Genomic DNA, 25,670 nt, shown 5'->3' on the forward strand with positions numbered 1-25,670 from the left:
GGAGGAGGCATGGAAGAAGGCGCAGCAGGCCTCGAGAGAATCCGCTCAGGCTTGTGTCAAAGCGCCTAAGCGCTCACCGCTCCATTCGCCGAAGAGGGCAATTTTACACACGATCTCGGACTTGACCTGCGAACTGAGCGCCCGAACCGAATCCGAACGGGCGCTTTTTTTTGTGCCGTCGCGCGTGAATCCGTGAACGAAATATGAATGGCGTGCCGAAGGTGAGAAATGTCACTTTCCATTTGGACGGTAAACTTTACGATAACGGTGAGGCGCCATTCCCATGCTGCGAAAACGGGCCGCAGGCCAAACGTCCGGTTCGTACACGCGAGAAAGGGGAGGAGACGATGGGACGGAAACGCTCGCCGATCCTGGAAAAGCTGCGATACTTTTTGCCACGGGAACGGTACGCCGACGGCTGGAGTGAGGTGTCGCCACAGGGGCGGGAGTGGGAGGCGCTGTACCGCCGGCGGTGGCAGCACGACAAGGTGGTGCGCTCCACCCACGGGGTGAACTGCACCGGGTCGTGCAGCTGGAACATCTACGTGAAGGACGGCATCGTGACGTGGGAGGGGCAGCGCACCGACTACCCGTCGACGGGGCCGGACATGCCGGAGTTTGAGCCGCGCGGCTGTCCCCGCGGGGCGAGCTTCTCGTGGTACCTGTACAGCCCGCTGCGCGTCAAGTATCCCTACGTGCGCGGGGCGCTCTTGCGCATGTGGCGGGAGGAACTGGAGCGCACCGGCGATCCCGTTGAGGCGTGGGCGCGCATCGTCGAGGATCCGGAGAAGGCCCGGCGCTACAAGGCGGCGCGGGGCAAGGGCGGCTTCGTTCGCGCCACGTGGGACGAGGCGCTGTCGCTCATTGCGGCGGCGATGATCCACACGATCCGGCGCAACGGTCCCGATCGCATCATCGGCTTCTCGCCGATCCCGGCCATGTCGATGATCAGCTATGCTGCCGGGGCGCGCTTTCTGTCGCTCATCGGCGCGCCGCTGCTCAGCTTTTACGACTGGTATGCCGACCTGCCGCCGGCGTCGCCGCAGATCTGGGGCGATCAGACCGACGTCCCGGAGTCGAGCGACTGGTTCAACGCCGGGTACATCCTGGTGTGGGGCTCCAACATCCCGATGACGCGCACCCCCGACGCCCATTTCCTGACCGAGGTGCGCTACCACGGCACGAAGGTGGCCGCGATCAGCCCCGACTACGCCGAGTTCGTGCGCTTCGCCGACCGTTGGCTGGCGGTCAAGCCGGGAACGGACGGGGCTTTGGCAATGGCCATGGGCCATGTGATCCTGAAGGAGTTCTACGTCGAGCGGGAAGAGCCCTATTTTTTCGCCTACGCGAAACAGTACACCGATCTGCCGTTCCTTGTGACGCTCAAGCGCCAGGACGGGGCCTACGTGGCTGACCGCTTCTTGCGCGCCGCCGACATCGGGCGCGAGACGCCGAATGCCGCGTGGAAGGGCGTCGTCTATGACGAGCGGACGGGGGAGCTGGCCGTCCCCAACGGCTGCATCGGCCACCGCTGGGAGGACGGCGGGAGGTGGAACCTCAGGCTGGAGGACGAGGCGACGGGCGCGCCGATCGATCCGCGGCTCAGCCTCCTCGGCGTCCACGACGAGGTGGTGACGGTGCGCTTGCCCTATTTTGGCGAGCGCGAGCGGAGCGTCATCGAACGGCGCGTGCCGGCGCGGCGCATCGCGCGGGGCGGGGAGGCGTGCCTCGTCACCACGGTATTCGACCTCGTGCTGGCCCAGTACGGGGTGAGCCGCGGGCTGGGTGACGGAGGGCCGACGTCCTACGACGAGGTGGCCCCGTACACGCCGGCATGGCAGGAGGCGGTCACCGGCGTCGACCGGCGGCTCGTCATCCGGGTGGCCCGCGAATTTGCCCGCAATGCTGCGGAGACGAAGGGCCGCTCGATGATCGTCCTCGGCGCGGGCATCAACCACTGGTACAACGGGGACATGATCTACCGCGCCGTGCTCAACCTCGTCCTCCTCACCGGTGCCCAGGGGGTCAACGGCGGGGGATGGGCCCACTACGTGGGGCAGGAGAAGCTCCGCCCGGTGGAGGGCTGGCAGACGGTGGCCTTTGCCCGCGACTGGTCGCTGCCGCCGCGCCTTATGAACGGGACGTCCTTCTTCTACTTCGCCACCGACCAGTGGCGGTACGAGGACGTGTCCGTCGACGCCCTTGTTTCGCCCCTGGCCGGCGCTCCGCGCTACAGGCATCCCGCCGATTACAACGTGCTCGCCGCGCGGCTGGGGTGGCTGCCGTCGTACCCGCAATTCAACGAGAGCCCCATTGCGCTGTACGAACAGGCGCGCCGGGCGGGCGCCACGACGCCGCAGGAGGTGGCCGCCTACGTCGCCCGTCAGCTCAAGAGTGGCGCGCTGCGCTTGGCGATCGAGGATCCCGACGACCCGCGCAACTTCCCGCGGGTGATGGTGGTGTGGCGGGCCAACCTGATCTCCAGCTCCGGGAAGGGACACGAGTACTTCCTCAAGCATCTCCTGGGGACGACGCACGGCCTGCTCAACGACGATGCCCACAGCCTGCGCCCGCAGGAGGTGGTGTGGCGGGATCCGGCGCCGGAAGGGAAGCTCGACCTCCTCGTCAACCTCGACTTCCGCATGGCCGGCACGGCCCTCTACTCCGACGTCGTGCTGCCGGTGGCCACGTGGTACGAGAAGCATGACCTCAGCAGCACCGACATGCACCCGTTCATCCATCCGTTCAACCCGGCGGTGAACCCGCTGTGGGAGGCCCGCTCGGAGTGGGAAGTGTTCAAGGCGCTGGCGCGCATCTTCTCGGAGATGGCCAAGAAGATCTTCCCCGGTCCGGTGCGGGAGATCGTCATCACGCCGATCTTGCATGACACGCCGGATGAGCTGGCCCAGCCCTATGGTCGGGTGGCCGACTGGAAGACGGGTGAGGCCGAGCCCATCCCCGGCAAGACGATGCCCCACGTCCACGTGGTGGAGCGCGACTATGGCGCGGTGTACGAAAAGATGACCGCCCTGGGGCCGCTGGTGGCAGAAAAACCCTTCGGCGTCAAGGGTATTGCCTGGTCGGCACGGGAGGAGTATGAGCTCCTCAAGCGGACACTCGGCATGGCGACCGGAGGTACGGCCGGCGGATGCCCGCGCCTGGCCACCGAGCGTGACGTGGCCGAGGCGATCCTCACCCTGTCGTCGACGACCAACGGCAAGATGGCCATCAAGGCGTGGGCGGCACTGGAGCAAAAGACGGCTCTCCACCTGAGGGACCTGGCCGAGGAGCGGGCCGAGGAACGGTTCACCTTTGATGCCATCACGGCACAGCCCAAACCGGTCATCACCTCGCCGGCCTTCAGCGGTTCGGAAACTGGCGGGCGGCGGTATTCGCCGTTTACCACGAACGTGGAAAAGAAGATTCCGTGGCGCACGCTGACCGGCCGGCAACACTTCTACCTCGACCACGAGCTGCTCCTGGAGTTCGGCGAAATGCTGGCCACGTACAAACCGACCCTGGCCCACACGCCCTTTTTGCCGGGGCAGAGTCGACCTGACGCGCCGCGGGGCAAGGAAGTGGTCCTCCAGTACTTGACGCCGCACAACAAGTGGTCGATTCACAGCATGTTCTTCGACAACCAGCTGATGCTGACGCTGTTCCGCGGCGGACCGACGGTATGGCTCAACCACGAGGACGCGGCGGAAGCGGGCATCGCCGATAACGACTGGATCGAGTGCTTCAACCGCAACGGCGTCGTGGTCGCCCGCGCCGTGGTTTCCCATCGCATTCCGCGTGGCATGGCCTTCATGTACCACGCCCAGGATCGGCACATCTACGTGCCGGCGACGAAGCTGGCCCCAAACCGGGGCGGGACGCACAACAGCCCGACGCGCATCCACGTCAAGCCGACGCACATGATTGGCGGCTACGCCCAGCTCAGCTATGGCTTCAATTACTATGGCCCGACCGGCAACCAGCGCGACATCACCGTGATCGTCCGCAAGCTGCGGGAGGTGGACTGGCATGAGGATTAAGGCGCACGTGGCCATGGTGATGAACCTCGACAAGTGCATCGGCTGCCACACGTGCAGCATCACCTGCAAGAACACGTGGACCAACCGCCCCGGCGCCGAGTACATGTGGTGGAACAACGTCGAGACCAAGCCGGGGGTGGGCTATCCCAGAGAATGGGAGAACCAGGAGAAGTACAAGGGCGGCTGGGAGCTGAAAAACGGCGAACTGGAGCTGCGCTCGGGGAGCCGGGCCCGCCGCCTGGCTCACATTTTCCATAACCCCGACCTGCCGACCCTCGACGACTACTACGAGCCGTGGACGTACGACTACGAGATGCTGACGACAAGCCCCGAGCGGAAGCGCCAGCCGGTGGCCCGACCCAAGTCGATCTTCACGGGATCGTACATGAACCCGGAATGGGGGCCCAACTGGGAGGACGATCTGGCCGGAGCCCCCGAAACCGGACCCCGCGATCCCCTCTTGAAGGGGTTAGAGGAGCGGGTGCAAATGGCGTTTGAGCAGGTGTTCATGTTCCACCTCCCTCGGATTTGCGAGCACTGCCTCAACCCGCCATGCGTCTCTTCTTGCCCCTCGGGGGCGATGTACAAGCGCGACGAGGACGGCATCGTTCTCGTCGACCAAGAGGCCTGCCGGGGCTGGCGCTTTTGCGTCTCCAGCTGCCCGTACAAGAAGGTGTACTTCAACTGGCACACCGGCAAGGCGGAAAAGTGCACGCTGTGCTTCCCGCGCCTGGAAGCGGGGCTGCCGACGATCTGCTCGGAGACGTGCGTCGGGCGGATTCGCTACCTTGGCCTTTTGCTCTACGACGCCGACGCGGTGAAACGGGCCGCCTCCGCCGTGCGGGAACAGGACCTCTACGCGGCGCAGCTTGGCGTTTTTCTCGATCCGCACGATCCCGAGGTGATCGCCCAGGCCCGGCGCGAGGGCATCCCCGACGACTGGATCGCCGCCGCGCAGCGGTCGCCGGTCTACAAGCTGATCGTCGCGTGGAAGGTGGCGCTGCCGCTCCATCCCGAATACCGCACCCTGCCGATGGTGTGGTACATCCCGCCGCTCAGCCCGCTGGTCCACGCGGTGGAAGGCGATGAAGCGGTCGAGGGCGCCGACGTGTTCTTGGCCATCGACCTGATGCGCATCCCGATCGCGTATCTGGCCAATCTGTTGGCAGCCGGCGACGTGGGGGTGGTTCGCGGCGTGCTGAAGAAGCTGGCTGTCCTGCGCGCGGCCATGCGCGCCCGGACCCTGGGGAAGGAGCCGGATGGCGACCTGCTGCGCGAAACCGGCTTGGATGAGGCGACGGTGAACGACATGTACCGGCTTCTGGCGATCGCCAAGTACCACGATCGCTTCGTCCTGCCGACGGCGCACCGCGAGCAGGTGGCCGACCTGTTTGGCGAACAGGGGACGTGCGGCCTGAGCTTCGCCGGCACCCCCGGCGGGTGCGGTTTGTGATGCGACAACGCAAGGGGAGGGTACCGATGGAACCGGCAATGCGGCACGAGGACCGGCAAGCCCTTTTTCGGCTGATCGCGCGGCTGCTTGGGTACCCCGACGCGGCGTGGCAACAGGCGGTACCCGCCTTACGCGACGCGATCCCACACGTTCCCGACCAGCAGATTGCCGCCCACCTGACGCGCTTTCTCGACCTGGCGACGGAAGGGGATCCCGACGCGCTGCGCGATCACTACGTGCAAACCTTTGATTTCGGGCAGGCGACCAGCCTGTACGTCACCTATGGCGCGTACGGGGAACAGCGAGAGCGTGGCCAGGCGCTTCTCGCGCTCAAGCAGCTCTACAAGCGGGCCGGGTTTGTGATGAAAGAAAACGAACTGCCCGATTATCTGCCCCTTATCCTCGAGTTTGCTTCCTGTGCACCGGCCCATGAAGTGGAACCCATCTTTGCTGCCCACCGCCCGGCAATCGCGCGGATCTACGGCGAGCTTCGCAACCTGAAGAGCCCGTATGCCTACGTGTTTGCGGCGCTGCTGCTGGCGCTGGGGCAAGGGGAGCGCGAAGTACACGATGCGGGAGAGGATGAGCCATGCGCGGATGGGACCAGTTCCTGTGGGTGATCTACCCCTACGTCGTGCTCACCGTGTTTGTGGGCGGCCACCTTTACCGAATCCACATCCATCCGTACAGCTGGACGTCGCGCTCCAGCGAGCTGTTGGAGAAGCGCTGGTTGCGGTGGGGGAGCCCGCTCTTTCACTGGGGCATCCTGGCGGTCTTTCTGGGCCATGTGGCCGGCCTCTTGGTACCGAAGTCGGTGCATGAAGCCTTCGGATTGTCCGATACCGTCTACCATTTCCTCGCCGTGACCGCCGGCGGTGTTGCCGGTTTGGCCGCAGCCATCGGCGCGATCCTCTTGCTCGTGCGCCGCGTGGGCGTGCCCCGCGTGCGCCGCACGAGCCGCACGGGTGATTTTGTGGCTATCGCCCTCGTCTGCCTCGTCATCCTCAGCGGGTTATGGGCGACGCTGTGGAATGGCCTTGGCCACGCGGACTTCGACTATCGGGAAACCATTGGCCCGTGGCTGCGCGGCGTACTCACGTTCCAGCCTGATGCGACGCGGATGGCCGCGGTGCCGCTGCCCTTTAAGGTGCATGTGCTGGCCGCGCTCGGCTTGTTCGCCGTGTGGCCCTTCACGCGCCTGGTGCACGTGTTCAGCCTGCCGCTGGCGTACCTGTGGCGCAGCTACGTGCTGTACCGGCGTCGCCAGAGCCGCGCGGTGGTGAAACCATGACCGGCTTTCCGTTTGACATTCGCCTGCGCACCGTCCCGATGGGCAAGGACATCGCCTTTCTGATCACCGGCGGGCAGGCGCACATCGGGGCGGTGGCCACGGCGTATCCGGTGGGGGATCGGGTCAGGGTGGCCGTGCACGCCCTCCCAGGCCACCGGGAAGGGGACCTCGCGGCGGGGGTGGCCCGCATGGCAACCGAAGCGCTGGGCTGCACCGTTGTCGTGGCCATGGGCATCCACGTCGAGGGGGTGACCAAGGAGGAGATCAACACGATCGTGCGGACGGTCCGTCGCCTGATGGAGGACGAATTGGCTCGCATCGCAAGATGGACAGCGCGGCGTACGAGAGCGTAACGACGCGGTCACGGGTGCAAGCAGATGTGAGGCTGTCGCCGTACAGGCATTAAATGAAAGCAAGCGATCTAAGTTATAAGAATTTGATACGTTATCACCTATTCCCGGGAAGGAGCGTTGGGGACGATCATGAAGGGGCGAACCGCTGCGCTCGTCTATTCCACCGTGGCCATGGTCGTTTCGTTTGCCGCGTGGGCCATTCTTTCTCCGATGGCATCCACCCTGCAGGAACTGTACCGGTTGAGTGTCACGGAAAAAAGCCTCCTTGTTGCCACGCCGGTTCTCTTGGGATCGGTGATGCGGATTCCCATGGGAATGTTGACCGATCGCTTGGGCGGAAAAAAGGTTTACACGCTGACGATGTTGTTTTTGATTTTTCCATTGCTGGGGGCCAGTTTTGCGGGATCCTTCGAAACGCTTCTGTTCTTTGCTTTCTTCCTTGGTATGGCCGGAACCACGTTTACCATCGCCATTGCGTATGTGTCCCGGTGGTTTCCTCTTGAAAAGCAAGGCCTGGTATTGGGGATCACCGGGATGGGGAACTTCGGAACGGCTGTTGCGGGATTTACCGTGCCGCTGCTGATTGAGGCTTACGGGGTTTCGGGGACATTCCGGATTTTCGGTGTCGCCATCGCGATCATGGCCCTTCTCTTCTGGTTGGGCACGCGCGAATTCCCCTCTTCTCCCTCAAGCGGCTCTATTCCCTCGGTGCTGGGTGTTTTTCGGTATAAGGAGACGTGGCTGTTGTCGACGTATTATTTCCTCACCTTTGGGAGCTTTATGGCCTTCGGCATTTACCTTCCCACCTTGCTGCAAGACCTGTTCCACTTGACCGCTGTGGATGCGGGATGGCGTGCGGCAGGGTTTGTGGTGGTCGCCACGCTTGCCCGTCCGCTGGGGGGATATTTGGCGGATCGGCTGGGCGCGGAACGAATGTTAACCGTTGTCTTTGCCGGTGTGCTGCTGGGGGCCCTTATCCTCACGGGGCTGTCCGAAGAGATTCGATCTTTCAGTTTTGCATGCTTGAGCATCGCCTTGCTTGTGGGCATGGGAAATGGTGCCGTCTTCAAGCTGGTTCCCGTGGTCGCACGGGGGAGGACAGGAGCCGTTACCGGGGTTGTGGGAGCGGCCGGCGGAATCGGCGGTTTCTTTCCCCCGATTGTGTTGGGAATGGTACGCGACGCAACGGGAAGCTACGCGCTCGGTTTTGGGCTTCTCGCGGTGTTTGTCCTGGCCTGCATTTTGCTCCATAAATGGTATTTTGGGCAGCGGAAGCGGGAGATCATGGCATAACGGCGGCCGGGTGGGATAAAGCGATCCGCAGCCCACTGTGATCGCCGTCACGGTTTCGGCGCGCGTTTTGCCGTACCCTAAGAGCTGGAGCGTCGATACGCAAGCCGTATGTATGCATCGACGGCGACCGGTTGAGGAGGGAATGCCATGGAAGCGATGCCCTTTGGCTGCGGCATGATGGGAATGACCGGCGGTCCGCTGACGCTTTGCGAAGGACTTCAGCGGTTGAAGGAGGAGCATCCGCCGCTTCGCAAGCAGATGGAGGAATTGTTCAAGGAGGCGCAGGCGATCGGCACCAATGCGGGCGTCGAAGACTGGGAGGCGCCCCTGCGCGCGCTGGAAGAAAAGATGAAGATTTTCGTGGCAGAGTTGGATCTCCACTCCAAGCGGGAAGAAGACGTCCTTTTCCCGCTCATGGCCAAGCATATCGGGCGGGAGATGGGCCCCATTGCGGTGATGGAGTACGAACACGAACAAGCCAAAACGCGCCTTTCAGGATTTCTTGCCACGATGGCCAGCCTGACCGGCCCGATCAAGGCCCACACCGCGCGGTGGATCGCCGGCGAGGTGGCGGAAGCGGTGCAGATCCTGTTTGATCACTTCATGAAGGAAGAAAACGTGCTCTTTCCGATGGCCGAGCGCATCCTTTCTGACGCGGAAAAGGAGGAGTTGCTTGCGGGCGTAAAGGCAATTTGAGGGAAACGGCCTCACCCATGATGGACAGCGATGAAGAGGTTCTCGGCGTAGTTGTCGCGCACCGCCTCCACGCCCTGTTCCAGGAGGCGGCGAGAGGTCTCGAGGCGCAGCGGCGAGAAGCTGGCATCGACCGGGTCGAGGATGACGGGCACCCCGTGCCGGCGGGCCTCCTGCTGGGCAGAGAGGAAGTCGACGACATCGCTTACCCGGAGGGAGCCGATGTTGATTACCAGCGCGCCTGCCCGAGGGTGATGTTAGGGAACTCCTCCGGTTCCGGCGTCATGATCGGGGATTTCCCCAACGCCAGGGTGACGTTGGCCGTCCAATGCATGACCACCAGGTTGGTCCGGTGATGGGTCAGGGGCATTGTTTCGCGCACCCGGCGCAGGTGGCGGGTCGCTTCCTCCTCCCAGCCATGGCCCGGGACGGGCCTCCGCCACGGAGCCGAGGGGAGCGTCAGGGGGCGTGCCAAGGGATTGCCATACGTCCATCGCGTTTTCCCTCCTCCCCACAGGCTCAGATCACACATACGTCCGCCGGGCACCGTCCGTCGCAGATGGATAGCATTGCAGAAAGGCGATGGCCAAGTCGGGTTGACGGTAAAACAAAAACTCTAGTTCGCTCTTGCGGATGACCCCGAGGGAAGCGTCGGTCAGGGCGATGCAATTGGTCAAGTTGAGGGCGCCGGACAGCGTGCACAGGTCGCCGACAAGGTCGCCGCCCGAGTTTGATGGGCCGAGTTTGATGGTAAGAAGAATCTCCTCTCCGCTGTCGGTGGTTGAACCTTTTCGCGGTCCGAATCCCTTGTATTCGGTGCATTTTCCCCTTCACAAAACGGTCAATCCCCCACCGAAAAGGTGGGGGCAAACGCTTTCCGGGCCGTTCAAAATTTGACCGTAAAAAGCAGATTGCCCCTCCTTTGGGTAAACTCAAAGACAACTTAAAAGGAAAAAAACTTGCCTCAAAGGAGAAGATCCGTATGGCCATTCTACCACAAGGCTCCCTGTTTTCGTGGAACGAAATTGCCGGACTCGGTGATCTTGAATGCCTGAAGGTTGTCCTTGAACATCTCCCGGACGAAGCGCTCATGCAAAAACTGGAGAAAGCGCGCGGCAAGGGCCGAGATGATGATCCCATGCGGGCTATGGGGAATGCGTATATCGCCCACGTCGTGTTTCAGCCCCCGAGCGTCGAATCCCTGCGGCGCGAACTGAGCCGGAACGGGCAACTCTTTGGTTTTTGGGCTTCGGCGATCGCGTGCCATGTGCCGCGGCCTTCGGTCGCTTCTGGAATCGGATTGAAGCCTATGAAGCCGAGCCGGAGTCCCTCTTTGTCGCGCTCCAGCGGGCCGTGACCATGTCCCTTCCCGACTATGGCAAGCGCCTGCCCCTGGACGGTAAAGCCATCCGGACGTACGCGCGTTAACGGCCGTAAAACCCTGGAGCCGGATCTCGCTTGACTTTCTCCGCTCGTTTTGGTATTGTTTATCCTGGTTTAAAATTCAATCTTATCCCTGCAGACGTTCGACCACTCCGAGCCGCTCGGCCCTTCCGCACGCAGTGCGATGGACGGCGGCCTGAGCGCGGGGCGCGCCTTCGTCCTCAGGCGCCCTGCGCTCACGGGGTATGCCTGGAAACGGGCATGCCTTCCACGAGACCGGTATAAGGAGGTGGGTCGCGTTCACGTGCGCAGAGACGTAGACGCCCCGCCGTCGACCGGTCGGGGTTTTTTTAATGGGTCTTCTCTCCGCAAAGGAGGCCCGTGAAGCGGATGCTTTTGAGGGAGGTCCGTGGATGCTCTTGCTCCGTGTGAAAAAGCGATGGCCCGGCTTCGACCTTGCGATTGAACTGTCGTTTGATCGCGAGGTGACGGTGCTCTTCGGCCCCTCGGGTTCCGGGAAATCGACGATCCTGAACATGATCGCCGGCTTGGTCACGCCGGACGAGGGAGAGATCCGCTTCGGAGAGACGGTCTTTTATGCGACCGGCAGGCGCCCGATGCCGCCGGAGCGGCGGGGCGTCGGTTACGTGTTTCAGGATTATGCGCTGTTTCCCCACATGACGGTGGCCAAAAACATCGCCTACGGCATGCCGCGGGGCAAGACGCTCGACGATCCGAAGACACGCCGGCTGATCGCGATCGCCGGCATCGACCGGCTGCTCGGGCGTTATCCGGGCGATCTTTCCGGCGGGGAGAAGCAGCGCGTCGCGTTCGTCCGCGCCTTGGCGTCGGAGCCGAAGCTGATCCTCCTCGATGAGCCGTTTTCATCGCTCGATCAGGATGTGAAAAATGCCGTGCGCGAGGCGTTCCAAGCGCTTTTGGCCGAGGAACCCGTTCCGGCGATCATCGTCACCCACGACCACGAGGAGGCGGAACGGCTCGCGGATCGGATCGTCTACATTCGCGCCGGGCGCGTTTTGGACGAAAAGCGGATGCGCGTCGCGACGCCGCGTTAGAAACGCTTTAGAAAGGGGAGGAAAACGATGGGGTTGAAAACGCTTCGATCGAAATCGCTCGCCTGGGCGGTCGTCGTCCTGATGCTCGTCGGGCTTCTTTCCGCCTGCGGTTCGGGCAACCCGGCGCCCTCCGGCGGAAGCGGTTCCGATGCGGCAGGCGGTTCAACGGGCGGCCAAACCGAATCCGGAGCGTCTCCAGGCACCGGGCAGAGCGGGGGTCGGGCGGGCTGCAAAGACGCGCCGGAGCTCGTCGTCTCCGCGGCGGTCAGCTTGAAAGACGCGCTGACCGAATATCAGCCGGTGTTTGAGGCGAAGGAATGCGTCAAGCTCCGCTTTAACTTCGGCGCTTCCGGACAGCTGATGCAGCAGATCGAGCAGGGCGCTCCGGCCGACGTCTTCATCTCTGCCGGCGCCAAGCAGGTCGATGAACTCGAGCAAAAGGGGCTGATCGACCCGGCGACGCGCGTCGACGTGGTGAAAAACGCCCTCGTGATGGCCGTGAAAAAAGGGGTGCCTGAGGATCAAAAGCTGACGTTTGAACGGCTCAAATCGGATCATTTGGCGAAACTCGCGATCGGCGAGCCGAAGAGCGTCCCGGCCGGGACGTATGCCAAGGAAGTGCTGGATCATCTCGGCGTCTATGAGGAGATGGAAAAGGCCAAGCGCCTCGTTTTCGGCATGGATGTGCGGCAGGTACTCGCCTACGTGGAAACGGGCGAGGTCGACGGCGGGCTCGTGTACAGGACGGATGCGGCGATTTCCGACCGCGTGGAAGTGTCCGACACGGCCGATCCCTCGTGGCACCGGCCGATCGTCTATCCCGGCGCCGTGGTCAAGGGCAGCCGGCATCCGGACAAGGCTCAGGCGTTCTTGCGCGCGCTCGCCCTCGGGGACGGGCAGGAGGTGCTTCGGCGTTACGGCTTTGAACCGGCGACGAAATGAAGACGCCAGGCGGCCTCCGGCCATGCGGGTCAAGCGCGTCGGCCTCTGTGATCTCTGGCTGCTTCCGCTCGCCGTCTGCGCTCTGTTGAGCGGCCGCTATGATCTTCCGCTTTCGGAGATCATCCGACCCCTCTTCCATCCGGCGCTGGGTTCCGAGGCGGCGATCGTCATCTATCACATCCGCATCCCGCGCATCGCGCTGGCGCTCGTCGTCGGCGGAGCGCTCGCCGCCTCCGGCGCGGCGTATCAAAACATGTTTCATACGTCGAGCAAATCGGGCGGGCCGTCGGCGCCGAACAGGCCGCGGAGCGGCTCGTCGCTTATCTGGAAGGCGCGGCAGGTCTACCGTTTTCCGAGCAACATCACCTCTTGGGACTATCCGTCGCCGAACATCGGTGGCTCGCGAAGCGGCTGCATCCGGAAGCCTTTTTGGACGTCGACCTGACGCAAGAAGCCGATGCGTTTTTTAAACGCTTTTACGGTGTCGGCTTTACCGAACTCGGCGGCCGTCTGGAAGATTGACGCCGGCGGCCTTCTCGGAAGGAGGGAAACGATTGCCTCGTCCGTTTGAAGTCTATGACGCGCTGATCGAACTCGTCCCGCCCGAGCGGACGGCGGATGACGTGCTCGTCGGGCCTTATCGGACGCTCGTGCGAAGCGGCGGCGACATCGGCGTGGCGATCACGGCAAAAGACGGCGGGATCGACATTCCCGATGCCGGAAGCCTGGCCGGGCGGCCGCTCCGCGAGCTCGCCGAACGCGTGCGTTCCTGGAACCTGGCGGAAGCCTCGGTCGGCCTTGCGGCCATCAACGCGGCGCTCAATACGAAAGAAAACGCCGAGCGGCTGACCGGGCGTCCGCTTTCGGCTTTGCCTGCGGAAAGCATCTTCGATGTCATGCGCGAATGCCTGCGCGGCCAAAAGGTGGCGGTCGTCGGCCATTTTCCGGGCCTGGAGAGGCTCGGGGAAGTGGCGACGCTGACCGTCCTCGAGCGCAAGCCGCTTCCGGGCGAATTGCCCGACAGCGCCGCGGAAGTCGTCCTCCCGGATCAAGATGTCGTGTTCCTGACCGCGGCGACGCTCGTCAATAAGACGTTTTCCCGACTCGCGGAGCTGTCCCGAAACGCCCTCGTCGTCCTCGTCGGGCCGAGCACGCCGCTGGCGCCGGTGCTCTTTGACTACGGCGTCGACGTGCTCGCCGGCGCCGTCGTGACCGAAGCGGCGCACGTCTGGCGCGTCGTTCAGGAGGGCGGTCACTACCGCCGCTTTCACGAGGGCGTGCAACGGGTCACGGTGATGAGCGCGCGATCCCGTCCCGAGGGGACGTGCGGATGAACGCGGGCGAACTTCGTGGAGATGTCGTGGAGGTCGCGCGATGAACGAACTCTTCTGGCCGCTTTGGCTTTCGATCCGCGTTTCGCTCGTGGCCACCGCGATCGTGGCCCTCGTCGGGTCGCTGATCGCCTATCTGTTTGCCCGCCGCCGATTTCCCGGGAAAGATATGCTCGAGACGCTGTTCATCCTGCCGATGGTGCTCCCGCCGACGGTGATCGGCTTTATCTTGCTTTCGCTGCTCAGCAAAAACGGTCCGCTCGGCAAATGGCTTTTTCAGTTGTTTCATATCGAGTTCGTCTTTAACTGGCTCGGTGCCGTCGTCGCCTCCAGCGTCGTCGCCTTTCCGCTCATGTATCAAAACGCCGTCGCCGCGTTTTCGGGCGTCGACAAAAAGCTCGAGCTCGCCGCGCGGACGCTCGGCAAATCGCCGTGGACGGTGTTCTGGACGGTGACGCTGCCGCTCGCCTGGCCGACGCTCCTCGCCGGCATCGTCCTCTCGTTCGCCCGGGCGCTCGGGGAATTCGGCGCGACGCTCATGCTCGCCGGCTACATCCCGGGGAAGACGGATACGCTGACGTTGGCCATCTACTTTGCCGTTGCGAACGGGGAGAACGACCGGGCGCTCATCTACGCGCTGATCGTCTTCGCCTTCGGCTTGACCGTGATGTACTGGTTCCTGGCGTTCAGCCGCCGGCGGGTGCTGCGCTACCGGCTGGGAGACGGGGCCGGGGCTCCCGACGACCGGGCGCCTTGAAGCTCCCCGCGTGGGGCAGGCGGAGGGAGCTCATCAAGCTCCTCTCCGACCCGAACGTAACGACCATCGTCGTGGAACATCGGGATCGGCTGACGCGTTTTGGCTTTGAATACATCGAAGCTTCTCTTCGGGCGCAGGGACGCCGCATTCCGGTGGTCGAAGAAGTGCGATCTGTTGCGCTATAAGTCCTACATGAGCAGGACGAAAAGCGCGGGGTGAATCATCACCCTAACTTGCTTCCCGACGGCGAAAATGAGAGGCCCATGCCGCCTCGAAGTCGTCGGCCTGAGACTCCCGCAGGCGCCGGAAGGTACCGGCCTTCCGGGGTCTGAAGCCAGGTGAAGTCGGCGTCAAGGCACCTACAGCCGCAAGGCCATGGTGTATACGCCGGGGCGCCATAAGACCCGCATGGTGAGAATGAGAGGGTGACTCCCTCTCCGACGAAACCGCGAGTGTACGAGTCGTCACGTTTGCTATCTGGAAACGGATAGTTGTCCGAGGACGCTTACCTGCGGTTCCTCAAGGACTTGATGCCCGGCGTGGAGTAAGAATGCCATCTATGAAACACGCCCATCCGGCAATGGGGATGTGTGGGCATCCGGCTCAAAGTGGGCACCTAAACGGGCGTATGGACGGCTAGGGAAGCGGGTACAGGGAAAGCCAGCCACGGCCTAGACTCCTATGGAGTCTACAAACCGCCGGTACGGGGCCGGTCCCTATAAGGCGTACTGCCGAAGTGGGTTCGGGCTGGTGAGAGCGCGGTCACGACCGAGGAAGGTCCTGTAACGGGACTGGAGGAACAGGCCGCAGTCTACGGATCGAGACGAAACCGCGATTTCCGTGCCTGGAGGGTCGAGTAAGAAGATGGGTTGTCCATCGCCAGGGGGCCACGTGCCTAGGAATCGCAAGTTTCCTTCCTCGATCCGTAGATGGAACGCCGTGTAAAGGGAAACTTTCACGCACGGTGTGGACCGGGGGAAAAGGGGGAGGGGCGACAACCCCAAACCCTTACCTATCGGTATAGAGAGGTGGATGACGATCTGGTGCGCGATGTGACCGAGGTCCTCACGTCCCTGGCCGCCCGCTTGTACGGCAAGCGTTCCGCGAGACGACGGGCCAAAAAGGCGCTGGAGGCGCTTGGGCATGAAGATCCATAGAGCTTACCGGTACGAACTCGATCCCAACACGGAACAACGCATCCTCCTTGCCAAGCACGCCGGGGCCGCCCGCTTCGCCTACAACTGGGGCCTCGCGCGATGGATCGAGATCTACGAAAAAGAGGGCCGCACGACAAACGCCATCGAACTCCACCGGGAACTGAACCGCCTGAAGAAGACGGACTTCCCGTGGATGTACGAAGTGTCCAAATGGGCGCCGCAGGAAGCGCTTCGGGATCTGGAAAAGGCGTTCCAAAACTTCTTCCGTGGGCGGAAGACCGGCCGGAAGGTCGGCCATCCGAAGTTCCGGCGGAAACACGACCGGCGGGACAGTTTCCGGCTGGACAACAGCAGCAGAACGATCCGGCTCCTTCTGGACGGGGAAGACCGACGTCATCGGGGAAAGACACGTCATATCGTGCTGCCTCGCATCGGCGCAGTACGCCTCAAGGAAAAGCCCGTTCGGCGAAAGAAAAACGGTGCGGCGAAGACTTACCTGCCGCAAGGCCGAATCCTTCACGCCACCGTGAGCCGCGAGGCCGATCGGTGGTTCGTGAGCCTCACGGTGGAAGAAGAGATTCCCGATCCCCTTCCGCCGGCGGGGCCGCGGGCCGGTATCGACGCCGGTCTGCAAAGCTTCACGACTCAGGTTGATGAAACGGGGGCGATCCGAAAGACCGATGCTCCGAGACCCCTGCGGCGCGCGCTCAAACGTCTGAGAAGACTTCAGCGAAAACTTTCCCGCCGCGGAGTGAGGGACGAAAAGGGAAGGCTCATCGAACGGACGAAGAACTACGAAAAGACGCGTCTCGAGATCGCCAGGCTCCACCGCCGGATTCGAAACATCCGGCTGGACTTCCTCCACAAGCTCACGACCGAACTCGTCCGGACGCATCCGGTGATCGCGATCGAGGATCTGGACGTTCGGAACCTGCTCAAAACAGGCGACTTGCCCGGCACATCGCCGACGTCGGCTGGGGCACCTTCCGGGCGCTCCTCGAAGCGAAAGCCAAGTTTCGAAGCGTGCGGATCGTGAAGGCTGGCCGCTTTGAGCCGACGTCGAAGATGTGCTCTTCCTGCGGATATGTTCTTCCCGAACTTCCGCTTTCCGTCCGGGCGTGGACGTGTCCGGCGTGCGGCACGCATCACGACCGGGACGAAAACGCGGCGAAGAATCTGCTCAGGTTTGCCCTGACCGTGGCGTAAGACGGTCCTACCGCGAGTTCCGCGGGAAGTTAAGCCTGTGGACACCGGAGGTTGCAGGCTCCGGCCGGTGCCGGTGGATGAAGCAGGAAGCAACCGGACAGTATCCCTTCGACGGGAGATTGGTCTATGAGTTGCGGAACGGTTGAAGTCTAACCGACCTCTCATCATGAAGATCGAGCGGATTGAGCGTTTCTAACCGAGCCGTGAGCCTGTGTTTCATTTCCGGTTTTAAGGCGCCGCTTTCGATCCGGCGTTGGAGAAGCGTGCGGCTTGGTCGAAGCGTTTGCGCATGCGCTTGCCTTCGTCGGATTTTTCGACGATCTTGCGGGCGGGCAAAAAGAGATTGACGCAGGGGGCGAGGAGGGCATAGACGGCGTTGAGCCGCTCGACGGCTTGTTGGGTGTCGTAGTGGACGTTGCCCACGATCTCGCGAACGAACCGGCGGTTTTTCTGTTCGACATGGGGTTGTCGTTTTTGCGGTAGGGATGGCTGCGCATAAACGCAATCTCCTTCCGGGATGACTCTTATCAAGCGATGGCGGGTTTGGGGTTTAAAGCGCTTGGGTTTGGGCGAGTCGAATTCCTTTAAGCGACGGGCGAGGGTGGGGCGGCTGATTCGGGCGAGTTGTTGGCGGACGAGCGGAGTTCAGCGAAGTTTTCCGTGGCGTTCCAAATGCTCGGCAGTCGACGGGCAGGTCCGGAGGGAGGCGTTCGGCACAAGGGGAGTCACGGGCTTCCCAAGCGGTTCGGGTGACGGGGGCGCCCTTTGATACCGCTTGGGTCGTTTGCGCCGGGCCGTTTGGGTTTTCGCTCCGGGCCGCCCGGAACTTGGAAGACGTACTTGCGGTGAGACCCCAGCACGCGCGTGACTTCATCGAGAAGGCGAGACTTTTCTTTTCGGAACGAGGCTTTGGCGTACCCGTTCCGGATTTGCGCGAGGTAATCGCGACGGCTTTGGAGCGACAGGGTCACGTCACATCCCCCTCGGAAAGATTTCGAGGCGTGAGATCCCGTCTCTCTTCGGCTAGATTTTAGCTGAGGGAGGGTAGTGGGTTGACAGGATGGGATAATCATATGATAATCAGTATCGAGAAACGCAGGGAGCGACTGGATTCGAAGGCATGATGCGTTGAAAGCGAAGCGGGAAAGCGAACGCCCTGGGGAGGCGCGGGATGACCGGTGCAGGATGAGAAGCTGCGATTCAACGCCCTGTTCGATGCGTGGGCGGCGACGTACGACGCGGTCGTCGCCGGGGCGGATGAAGAATATGCGGACGTGTTCGACGGCTATGACCGCATTTTGGAGCGCGTCGCCGAGGAGGTCGAAGGGCCGCCCGGGGCGCTGGTGGTGGAAATCGGCGTCGGAACGGGCAACTTGACCCGGAAGCTTCTTGCCCGCGGGTACCGGGTGATCGGCGTCGAACCGTCCCAGGCGATGCGCGCCGAAGCGCGGCGCAAGGCGATCGGGGCGGACATCCGCGAAGGAAGTTTTCTCCACCTTCCGCTTGACGATGAACGCGTCTGGGCGTTTGTGAGCACCTATGCCTTTCATCATCTGACCGATGCGGAAAAGGAGGAGGCGGTTCGCCTCATGGCGGCGCGGCTTCAGCCGGAGGGGAAAATCGTCTTCGCCGACACCGCCTTCGTCGATGACGCGGCGCGGCGGGCGGCGGTCGAGGACGCGCGAAGGCGCGGGTTTGTCAGGCTCGTCCGAGATTTGGAAAACGAATATTATCCGCTGGTTTCGGATTTAGAGGGCATGCTCGCTCGGGCCGGATTTCGGGCGTTCTTTGAGCGGATGAACCGCTACGTGTGGCTGTGGAAGGCGGTGCGGGGCTGAACGTGAGCGGCGTTTTGTTCGGAAAAGGCGTTTTCCCGAACGTCCAGGCGCTCATCGGTCGAACGCCCGTGGTGGAGATCACGGCGTTTCCCCTTCCGCGCGGCGTCCGGCTTTTTGCGAAGCTGGAAAGTTTCAACCCCGGCGGGAGCGTGAAGGATCGGCTGGGGCTTGCGCTCATCGAGGCGGGGGAAAAAAGCGGCCTGCTTCGGCCCGGCGGGACGATCGTCGAGCCGACGGCCGGCAACACCGGCATCGGGCTTGCCGTCGCCGCGGCCGGGCGCGGATATCGCCTGATCTGTGTCGTGCCGGAGAAGTTTTCGTGGGAAAAGCAGATGCTCATGCAGGCCCTCGGGGTGGAGATCGTGCACACGCCGTCGGAGCTCGGGATGCAGGGCGCCATCGAGCGCGCCCGGGCGCTCGCCGAGGAGATTCCCGGCGCGTACATGCCGGATCAGTTTTCAAATCCGGCCAATCCCGAGATTCATTACCGCACGACGGGACCGGAGATCTGGCTGCAGCTTGAAGGGCGGGTGCACGTCTTCGTCGCCGGCGTCGGAAGCGGCGGGACGTTCATGGGCTGCGCGCGCTTCTTAAAGGAGCAAAACCCGAACATCCGGACGGTCGTCGTCGAGCCGGAAGGGTCGATTCTGGGCGGCGGTCCCGCGGGACCGCACCGGACGGAAGGGATCGGCGTCGAGTTTGTGCCGCCGTTTTTGGATTTTGCGTACGTGGACCGTGTCCACACCGTCCGCGACGAGGACGCCTTTCACATGGTGGCGGAACTGGCGCGCCGGGAAGGGCTTCTGGTCGGCAGCTCGTCCGGTGCCGCGTTTTATGCCGCGCTCAAGGAAGCGGAGGCGGCGCCGCCGGGGACGAACATCGTCACCATTTTTCCCGATTCGAGCGAGCGCTACCTGACCACGCGGATCTATGAGACGACCGTCGCATGCCGGCGTCGGGAAGATCCGTAAAGTCCGAAGGAATCGGGCGAAAGTCCGAAGGAATCGGGCGGACGCTCCGGGCGGGGCGCCTGCGCCGAGCACCCTGGACCTGAAAGGAGGTGAAGACCCGGTTCGGGGGGCCCGGCCTGAATTCGGATTCAGGAAGGGTCGACGAACCGGGTCGCCTTGGTGCGCCTGAAGACCCGATTGATTCACGGGGGGTGGGCCGGGGATGAGGCGACCGGTGCGGTGAACGTGCCGATCTACCTCTCAAGCACGTTCAGGCAGGACGCCCCTGGCCATCACCGCGGGTATGAATATACCCGGACCGGCAATCCGACGCGGGCAGCGCTGGAGGCGTTCATCGCCGAACTGGAAGGCGGTGCGCGGGGCCTGGCGTTTGCCTCCGGCATGGCCGCGCTGCAGGCGGTGATGATGCTTTTTCGAGCGGGAGATCACCTCATCGTCGGAGACGACGTCTACGGCGGGACGTATCGACTGCTCGCGCGCGTGCTCGATCGGTTTGGCTTGGAGGCGGCGTTCGTCGATGTGACGCGCCTTGACGTTTTGGAAGCCGCTTTGCAAGAAAACACGCGGGCGGTGCTCGTCGAGTCGCCGACCAACCCTCTCCTCCGCATCGTCGATCTCGAGGCGGTGGCGGCCTTCTGCCGGCGGCACGGGCTTCTTTTGATCGTCGACAACACGTTCATGACACCGTACTGGCAGAATCCCCTCCGGCTCGGGGCGGATGTCGTCGTGCACAGCGCGACCAAGTACCTCTCGGGGCACAGCGACGTGCTCGCCGGTCTTGTCGTCGTCAAGGACGTCGAGCTCGGCGAGCGGCTTCACTTTCTGCAAAACGCGACCGGCGGCGTTCTCGGACCGCTCGATGCGTACCTTCTCTTCCGCGGGATCCGGACGCTCGGCGTGCGCATGGAAGCTCACGAGCGAAACGCGGCGAAGATTGCCCGCTTTTTGGCCGAACATCCGGACGTCGTGCGCGTCCATTACCCGGGCTTGGAGGGACACCCGGGGCACCTGGTTGCGCGGCGCCAGGCGCGCGGTTTTGGCGGGATGATCAGTTTTGAAGTGGAAGGCGCCGAGCGGGCCGAACGCCTCGTCCGGTCGGTCCGCCTCTTTGCCCTCGCCGAAAGCCTCGGCGGCGTGGAAAGCTTGATCTCCATCCCGGCGCGGATGACCCACGCTTCGATTCCGCCGGAGCGCCGTCGGGCGCTCGGCATCACCGACGGACTGGTGCGCCTGTCGGTCGGCATCGAGGACGTCGACGATCTCCTTGAGGATCTCGAACACGCGCTCCGGCGTTCGAGATGAACCGCCCGGTTTCGGGCATGTGGAGCGTTGAGGGTGCCCTCATTGAATCGTTTTCCGGGAGATGGGACGGTGCGCGGGCAGACGGCCCTCGTTCTGGCGTGGCTGGTGGCGCTCGCTGCCTCGTCAGGAAGTTTATTTTTGAGCGAAGTGTTGCGCTATCTGCCGTGTGAACTCTGCTGGTACCAGCGGATCTGCATGTTTCCGCTGGCGCTTCTTCTCGGGATCGCCGCCTTTCGAAAAGACGCGGGCATCGTCGTCTATGCGCTGCCGCTTTCCCTGATCGGCGGCGGGGTGGCGCTTTATCACGTCATCTTGCAAAAAATCCCCCGAAAGGGGGGCATATGCGCCTTCGGCGCGTCGTGTGCGGACGATCCGCTCAACGCCTTCGGTTTGGTGACCATCCCGATGCTTTCCTTCGTCGCCTTTGGGCTGATCAGTGCGCTTCTCTTTCGCGCGAAAGCCCCTCAGGCCCTTGACAAAGAACGGCACGGTTGGTAAAATGAGCGCAAGCTTTCGGTCACAACTGAATGGAATCGATCGCGAAGTCAGCGTCGTGGAACCTTCTTATCGAGAGCGGCGGAGGGACTGGCCCGATGAAGCCCGGCAACCGTCTTGCGCGGATGCCTTCGCGACGGCGGAAAAGAGGCCGCTGCGGCGAAGCACGCCGCGCAGGAAAAGGTGCCAACTCCTGCGGGATGGGCGCCTTGCGCAAGAAGCCTTGTGCGCGAGGCCATTCCGAGAGATAAGAAGGGGGAGGTTCGCGGGAGCGAAAATCCCTCTTCTTGATTGAAGAAGAGGGATTTTTTGATGAACGGGCGGAAGCATGCCTGCGCTTGACAAACGAATATCCGACCCTTCTTCTTATCGAGAGCGGCGGAGGGACTGGCCCGATGAAGCCCGGCAACCGTCTTGCGGGGAGGCGTCTCCTCACCCGGGGCATGAGGTGGAACCCGGATAAGAGAACTTCCCCGCGGGATCTGGTGCCAATTCCTGCGGAACGCGCTGAATGCGATGAACGCGGTGAACGCGGGTGACACGCGCGTAGTCGTTCCGAGAGATAAGAAGAGGGCATTTCGACGACGGTTCGAAATCCCTCTTCTTATCCGAAGAGGGATTTTTTCATGGCTTTCGTAAAGGGTGTGGCCAGGCAAGATCGGGGGACAGGGGGCGTCGATGTTGAGGGTGAGCATCAAAACGCGAGAAGTCGGGACGGTGTCCATCGGCGCGCTCCGCCTGGAAAGCGGCCGCGTTCTTCCGGAGGTGCACCTGGCCTACGAGCGGGTCGGGCCGCGAGATGGTCCGACGGTGCTCGTCTGTCACGCGCTCACCGGCAACCACATCGCCGTCGGCACCGACGAGAACCCGGGCTGGTGGGCCGGGCTCATCGGAAGCGGTAAGCCGATCGACACCGACCGCTATCAGGTGGTGACGTTTAACGTCCTGGGCGGATGCGACGGCTCGACCGGCCCGACGTCAATCGATCCCGAGACCGGCCGGCCGTACGGCCCCGAGTTCCCGTTCGTCACCGTGCGCGATATGGTGCGGGCGGAATATCTCGCCTTAAGGCGTCTCGGCATCGACCGCCTGCACGCGGTGATCGGCGGATCGCTCGGCGGAATGCAGGCGCTCGAGTGGGGGGTGATGTATCCCGAGTACATGGATCTCCTCTTTCCGATTGCCGTTACGCCGTGGCTTTCGGATTACGCCATCGCCTTCAACGCCATCGGTCGGCTGGCGATCCTTTCCGATCCGGCGTGGAACGGCGGGTATTACGACCCGGCGCATCCCCCCAAAGCGGGAATGATCATCGCCCGGATGGCCGGGATGATCACCTACCGCAGTGCCGAGCAGTTCAACAACCGTTTTAACCGCGCCGAGCGCGACGGGTGGGGGAACCGCCATGAGGAGGTGAGCTTCCAGGTCGAATCGTATCTCATTCATCACGGTGAAAAGCTCGCCCGGCGCTTCGACGCCAACAGCTACCTGTATTTGCTCAAGGCGATGGACACCCACGACCTCGGCCGCGGCCGCGGGGGGATCGAGGAAGCCATCAAACGCATCCGCGCCCGTGTCGTCGCCATCTCCTATCGCGGCGATCTCTTGTATCCGCCGCAGGAAATCGCCGCGTTTGTCAGGCGCCTTCGGGCAAACGGCGTGGAGGCGAGCTTTTATGAAGTCGACACCCTCTATGGCCATGACGGATTTCTCACCGAGTTTGGGAAGTGGGGCCCCATCGTTCGTGAACAGCTGGAAGGAGCTGAACCGTATCGAGCACCCGTGGCGATGGGCTTTCGTTCCGCGTTCTTATAACTGCCCCGCGATCGCGGAACCGTCGCCGGTCCGGTTTGCCATCGCCGGGGTCGATCGACAAAACCCGGCGGAAGCCCGGGATCCATCGCGAAGGCAAGTGTAGCCAGTCAATGACAGACCCGTTGGTCGTCGACCAAAGCGGAGGAGGAATCGGAGAATGGGCGAAAAACGGCAGTGGGCGCTGGAGACGCTGGCCATCCACGGCGGACTTCAGCCCGATCCGGTCACGGGCGCTCGGGCTCTCCCGATTTACAACACGACGTCGTACGTCTTTCGCGACACCGAGCACGCCGCCAATTTGTTTGCGCTGAAGGAGCTCGGCTACATTTACACCCGCATTCACAATCCGACGGTGACCGCGCTTGAAGAGCGGATGGCGCTTTTGGAGGGCGGCGTCGGGGCGCTGGCGCTTGCGAGCGGTCAGGCGGCGATCACGCTGGCGATCCTGAACATCGCCGGCGCCGGCGACGAGATCGTCGCCGCGAGTCAGCTCTACGGCGGCACGTACAACCTCTTTGCCGTGACGTTTCCGCGCTATGGGATCAAGGTGCGCTTCGTCGACGGGCGCGATCCGGAGAGCTTCCGCCGGGCGATCACCGAGAAGACCAAGGCGATTTTCGCCGAAACGATCGGCAACCCGAGCCTTGACGTGCTCGACATCGAGGCGGTGGCGAAGATCGCCCACGAGCACGGGGTGGCGCTCATCGTCGACAACACGTTCGCCACGCCGGCGCTGCTAAGGCCGTTTGACTACGGCGCCGACGTGACTGTGTACTCGGCGACGAAGTGGCTCACCGGCAACGGCACGACCATCGCCGGGATCATCGTCGACAGCGGACGCTTTGACTGGCCGAAGGAGCGCTATCCGGCCCTCCACGAACCGGACCCGAGCTATCACGGCGTCGTCTACCGCGAGGCGTTCGGTCCGGCGGCGTACATCGTCAAGGCCCGCGTCCAGCTCCTCAGGGACATGGGGCCGGCGATTCACCCGCAAGGCGCGTTCCAGGTCGCGCTGGGCCTGGAGACGCTTCCTCTCCGGATGGCCCGGCACGTGGAAAATGCCCGGCGCATCGTCCGGTACTTAAAGGGCCATCCGGCGGTGGCGTGGGTCAATTATCCGGAACTTCCCGAGCATCCGTCGCACGAACTGGCGAAGAAGTACCTGCCCAAAGGCGCGGGGTCCATCATCACCTTCGGCATCCGCGGCGGCCGGGAGGCGGGGCGGAAATTCATCGAAAGCCTCACGCTCTGGTCGCACCTGGCCAACGTCGGCGACGCGAAAAGCCTCATCATCCATCCGGCGACGACGACGCATTCGCAGCTTTCGGATGAAGAACTCCGCGCCTCCGGGGTGAGCGACGATCTCATCCGCCTGTCGGTCGGCCTGGAAAACGTCGAGGATCTCATCTGGGATCTCGATCAGGCGTTTGCGAAGGTTTCGGTGCCGGTATCCGGCTGACCGCCGGGTGCGCAGCGGACCGGGTGCGCGGCGGACGATGAGGTTCGTCAATCTGCCGGTTCGATGAAAGGGGCTGCCAGCAGCTGAAAATACGATTGATCTTCGTCTCTTTCTCAGGTAAAATATACCCATGAAACTCAGCCAATGGGCCAAAAAGCGCGGCATCCCCTACAAGACGGCGTGGCGCTGGGTCAAAGAGGGCAAGAAGAAAGAGAGGTCGACGATGACCTGGTGCGCGATGTGACCGAGGTCCTCACGTCCCTGGCCGCCCGCTTGTACGGCAAGCGTTTCCCGAGACGTCGGGCAAAAAAGGCGCTGGAGGCGCTTCAGCGTGAAGATCCATAGAGCCTACCGGTACGAACTCGATCCCAACGTCGACCAGCGCATCCTCCTCGCCAAGCACGCCGGGGCCGCCCGCTTCGCCTACAACTGGGGCCTCGCGCGATGGATCGAGATCTACGAAAAAGAAGGCCGCACGACAAATGCGATGGAGCTCCACCGGGAACTGAACCGCCTGAAGAAGACGGACTTCCCGTGGATGTACGAAGTGTCCAAATGGGCACCGCAGGAGGCGCTTCGGGACCTGGAAAAGGCGTTCCAAAACTTCTTTCGCGGGCGGAAGACCGGCCGGAAGATCGGCTATCCGAAGTTCCGGCGGAAACACGACCGGCGGGACAGTTTCCGGCTGGACAACAGTTCCGGCACGATTCGCCTGCTTCTGGACGGGAGTGACAGGCGTTATCCCGGAAAGGCGCGCCACATCGTGCTCCCTCGCATCGGCGCCGTGCGCCTGAAAGAGAAGCCCGTCCGCCGGAAGA

The 25,670-nt window shown here is 63.1% G+C and carries 26 protein-coding genes, 3 pseudogenes and 3 riboswitches; of the genes and pseudogenes, 27 read left to right on the forward strand and 2 right to left on the reverse strand.

The window, feature by feature from the left end; genetic code table 11:
- From SA87_RS13710 to SA87_RS06480, 8 genes are all read left to right on the forward strand, one after another.
- Positions 1–196 (forward strand): hypothetical protein (locus SA87_RS13710; protein WP_211264182.1); only part of this gene is annotated, 196 nt, incomplete at its 5' end.
- Positions 197–347: 151 nt separating this feature from the next.
- Positions 348–4,037, forward strand: a complete 3,690-nt coding sequence (locus SA87_RS06450) for a nitrate reductase subunit alpha (protein ID WP_066200931.1) — start codon at positions 348–350, stop codon at positions 4,035–4,037.
- Positions 4,027–5,490 carry a nitrate reductase subunit beta gene (narH, locus tag SA87_RS06455; RefSeq protein WP_066200935.1) on the forward strand — a complete coding sequence of 488 codons (1,464 nt, stop codon included), beginning with the start codon at positions 4,027–4,029 and terminating at the stop codon, positions 5,488–5,490. Before SA87_RS06450 ends, narH begins: the two co-directional genes overlap by 11 nt.
- A gap of 26 nt (positions 5,491–5,516) precedes the next feature.
- Positions 5,517–6,110, forward strand: a complete 594-nt coding sequence (gene narJ, locus SA87_RS06460; RefSeq protein WP_066441561.1) for a nitrate reductase molybdenum cofactor assembly chaperone — start codon at positions 5,517–5,519, stop codon at positions 6,108–6,110.
- Positions 6,080–6,781, forward strand: a complete 702-nt coding sequence (gene narI / locus SA87_RS06465) for a respiratory nitrate reductase subunit gamma (RefSeq protein ID WP_066200939.1) — start codon at positions 6,080–6,082, stop codon at positions 6,779–6,781. The genes narJ and narI overlap by 31 nt, the downstream gene beginning before the upstream one ends.
- The gene (lpdD, locus tag SA87_RS06470; protein WP_066200941.1) at positions 6,778–7,134 is read left to right on the forward strand and encodes a prenylated flavin chaperone LpdD; all 357 of its coding nucleotides are present in this window, start codon (positions 6,778–6,780) and stop codon (positions 7,132–7,134) included. The genes narI and lpdD overlap by 4 nt, the downstream gene beginning before the upstream one ends.
- 129 nt (positions 7,135–7,263) lie before the next feature.
- Positions 7,264–8,427 carry an MFS transporter gene (locus tag SA87_RS06475; protein ID WP_066201003.1) on the forward strand — a complete coding sequence of 388 codons (1,164 nt, stop codon included), beginning with the start codon at positions 7,264–7,266 and terminating at the stop codon, positions 8,425–8,427.
- A gap of 147 nt (positions 8,428–8,574) precedes the next feature.
- Positions 8,575–9,123 carry a hemerythrin domain-containing protein gene (locus SA87_RS06480; protein ID WP_245637668.1) on the forward strand — a complete coding sequence of 183 codons (549 nt, stop codon included), beginning with the start codon at positions 8,575–8,577 and terminating at the stop codon, positions 9,121–9,123.
- 11 nt (positions 9,124–9,134) lie between these two features.
- On the opposite strand, the gene SA87_RS14370 is transcribed toward SA87_RS06480, so the two are convergent.
- Both SA87_RS14370 and SA87_RS14375 read right to left on the reverse strand, forming a co-directional pair.
- Positions 9,135–9,356 (reverse strand): hydroxyethylthiazole kinase, encoded by a 222-nt coding sequence (locus tag SA87_RS14370; RefSeq protein WP_082718273.1) that lies wholly within the window; start codon positions 9,354–9,356, stop codon positions 9,135–9,137.
- On the reverse strand, positions 9,350–9,652 hold the full coding sequence (locus tag SA87_RS14375) for a hydroxyethylthiazole kinase (RefSeq protein WP_082718274.1): 303 nt from the start codon (positions 9,650–9,652) through the stop codon (positions 9,350–9,352). Before SA87_RS14375 ends, SA87_RS14370 begins: the two co-directional genes overlap by 7 nt.
- Positions 9,653–10,042: 390 nt before the next feature.
- Between SA87_RS14375 and SA87_RS13145 the strand changes: the two genes are divergently transcribed.
- The 19 genes and pseudogenes from SA87_RS13145 to SA87_RS06575 all read left to right on the forward strand — a co-directional run.
- Positions 10,043–10,477 (forward strand): hypothetical protein, encoded by a 435-nt coding sequence (locus SA87_RS13145; RefSeq protein WP_156423537.1) that lies wholly within the window; start codon positions 10,043–10,045, stop codon positions 10,475–10,477.
- 164 nt (positions 10,478–10,641) lie between these two features.
- Positions 10,642–10,808, forward strand: a riboswitch (molybdenum cofactor riboswitch).
- A gap of 108 nt (positions 10,809–10,916) precedes the next feature.
- Positions 10,917–11,579, forward strand: coding sequence for an ATP-binding cassette domain-containing protein (locus SA87_RS06500; protein WP_066200953.1), 663 nt, complete (start codon positions 10,917–10,919; stop codon positions 11,577–11,579).
- A gap of 27 nt (positions 11,580–11,606) precedes the next feature.
- Positions 11,607–12,521 (forward strand): molybdate ABC transporter substrate-binding protein, encoded by a 915-nt coding sequence (gene modA, locus SA87_RS06505; protein ID WP_066200956.1) that lies wholly within the window; start codon positions 11,607–11,609, stop codon positions 12,519–12,521.
- Positions 12,522–12,543: 22 nt separating this feature from the next.
- Entirely contained in the window at positions 12,544–12,966 is a 423-nt protein-coding gene (locus SA87_RS06510) for an iron chelate uptake ABC transporter family permease subunit (protein ID WP_066200959.1), read from the forward strand.
- A 109-nt stretch (positions 12,967–13,075) separates the two neighbouring features.
- Positions 13,076–13,855, forward strand: coding sequence for a DUF364 domain-containing protein (locus SA87_RS06515; RefSeq protein WP_066200966.1), 780 nt, complete (start codon positions 13,076–13,078; stop codon positions 13,853–13,855).
- Positions 13,856–13,895: 40 nt separating this feature from the next.
- Positions 13,896–14,609 (forward strand): molybdate ABC transporter permease subunit, encoded by a 714-nt coding sequence (modB, locus tag SA87_RS06520; protein WP_066200969.1) that lies wholly within the window; start codon positions 13,896–13,898, stop codon positions 14,607–14,609.
- Between the two features lie 14 nt (positions 14,610–14,623).
- Positions 14,624–14,770, forward strand: a pseudogene (locus SA87_RS14010) (IS607 family transposase); the annotation flags it as partial.
- Positions 14,771–15,637: 867 nt separating this feature from the next.
- Positions 15,638–15,766 (forward strand): annotated as a pseudogene (locus SA87_RS13150) (IS607 family transposase); the annotation flags it as partial.
- On the forward strand, positions 15,753–16,802 hold the full coding sequence (locus tag SA87_RS06530) for an RNA-guided endonuclease InsQ/TnpB family protein (RefSeq protein ID WP_066200976.1): 1,050 nt from the start codon (positions 15,753–15,755) through the stop codon (positions 16,800–16,802). The pseudogene SA87_RS13150 and the gene SA87_RS06530, both read left to right, overlap by 14 nt.
- Positions 16,790–16,972, forward strand: coding sequence for a zinc ribbon domain-containing protein (locus SA87_RS13725; protein WP_066200979.1), 183 nt, complete (start codon positions 16,790–16,792; stop codon positions 16,970–16,972). Before SA87_RS06530 ends, SA87_RS13725 begins: the two co-directional genes overlap by 13 nt.
- Before the next feature lie 270 nt (positions 16,973–17,242).
- A complete protein-coding gene (locus tag SA87_RS13730; RefSeq protein WP_066200983.1) occupies positions 17,243–17,455 on the forward strand; it encodes a hypothetical protein in 213 nt (70 codons plus the stop codon).
- Positions 17,456–18,150: 695 nt separating this feature from the next.
- A complete protein-coding gene (locus tag SA87_RS06545; protein WP_066200986.1) occupies positions 18,151–18,810 on the forward strand; it encodes a class I SAM-dependent methyltransferase in 660 nt (219 codons plus the stop codon).
- Positions 18,811–18,824: 14 nt separating this feature from the next.
- A complete protein-coding gene (cysK, locus tag SA87_RS06550) occupies positions 18,825–19,781 on the forward strand; it encodes a cysteine synthase A (RefSeq protein WP_066201009.1) in 957 nt (318 codons plus the stop codon).
- 159 nt (positions 19,782–19,940) lie between these two features.
- Positions 19,941–21,083 (forward strand): bifunctional cystathionine gamma-lyase/homocysteine desulfhydrase, encoded by a 1,143-nt coding sequence (locus SA87_RS06555; protein WP_066201011.1) that lies wholly within the window; start codon positions 19,941–19,943, stop codon positions 21,081–21,083.
- A gap of 69 nt (positions 21,084–21,152) precedes the next feature.
- The gene (locus SA87_RS06560; RefSeq protein WP_066200989.1) at positions 21,153–21,581 is read left to right on the forward strand and encodes a disulfide oxidoreductase; all 429 of its coding nucleotides are present in this window, start codon (positions 21,153–21,155) and stop codon (positions 21,579–21,581) included.
- Between the two features lie 63 nt (positions 21,582–21,644).
- Positions 21,645–21,832: riboswitch (SAM riboswitch) on the forward strand.
- A 109-nt stretch (positions 21,833–21,941) separates the two neighbouring features.
- A riboswitch (SAM riboswitch) is annotated at positions 21,942–22,096 on the forward strand.
- Between the two features lie 160 nt (positions 22,097–22,256).
- On the forward strand, positions 22,257–23,393 hold the full coding sequence (gene metX / locus SA87_RS06565) for a homoserine O-acetyltransferase MetX (RefSeq protein WP_066200990.1): 1,137 nt from the start codon (positions 22,257–22,259) through the stop codon (positions 23,391–23,393).
- A 157-nt stretch (positions 23,394–23,550) separates the two neighbouring features.
- Complete coding sequence (locus SA87_RS06570; protein WP_066200993.1) at positions 23,551–24,852, forward strand: O-acetylhomoserine aminocarboxypropyltransferase/cysteine synthase family protein; 1,302 nt, start codon at positions 23,551–23,553, stop codon at positions 24,850–24,852.
- A 216-nt stretch (positions 24,853–25,068) separates the two neighbouring features.
- Positions 25,069–25,197, forward strand: a pseudogene (locus SA87_RS13155) (IS607 family transposase); the annotation flags it as partial.
- Positions 25,184–25,670: RNA-guided endonuclease InsQ/TnpB family protein (locus SA87_RS06575; RefSeq protein ID WP_156516504.1), on the forward strand; the 487-nt coding region annotated here is incomplete at its 3' end. The pseudogene SA87_RS13155 and the gene SA87_RS06575, both read left to right, overlap by 14 nt.

This window comes from Hydrogenibacillus schlegelii, from assembly GCF_001653195.1.
GTDB classification, from domain to species: Bacteria; Bacillota; Bacilli; order Thermicanales; family DSM-22653; genus Hydrogenibacillus; species Hydrogenibacillus schlegelii.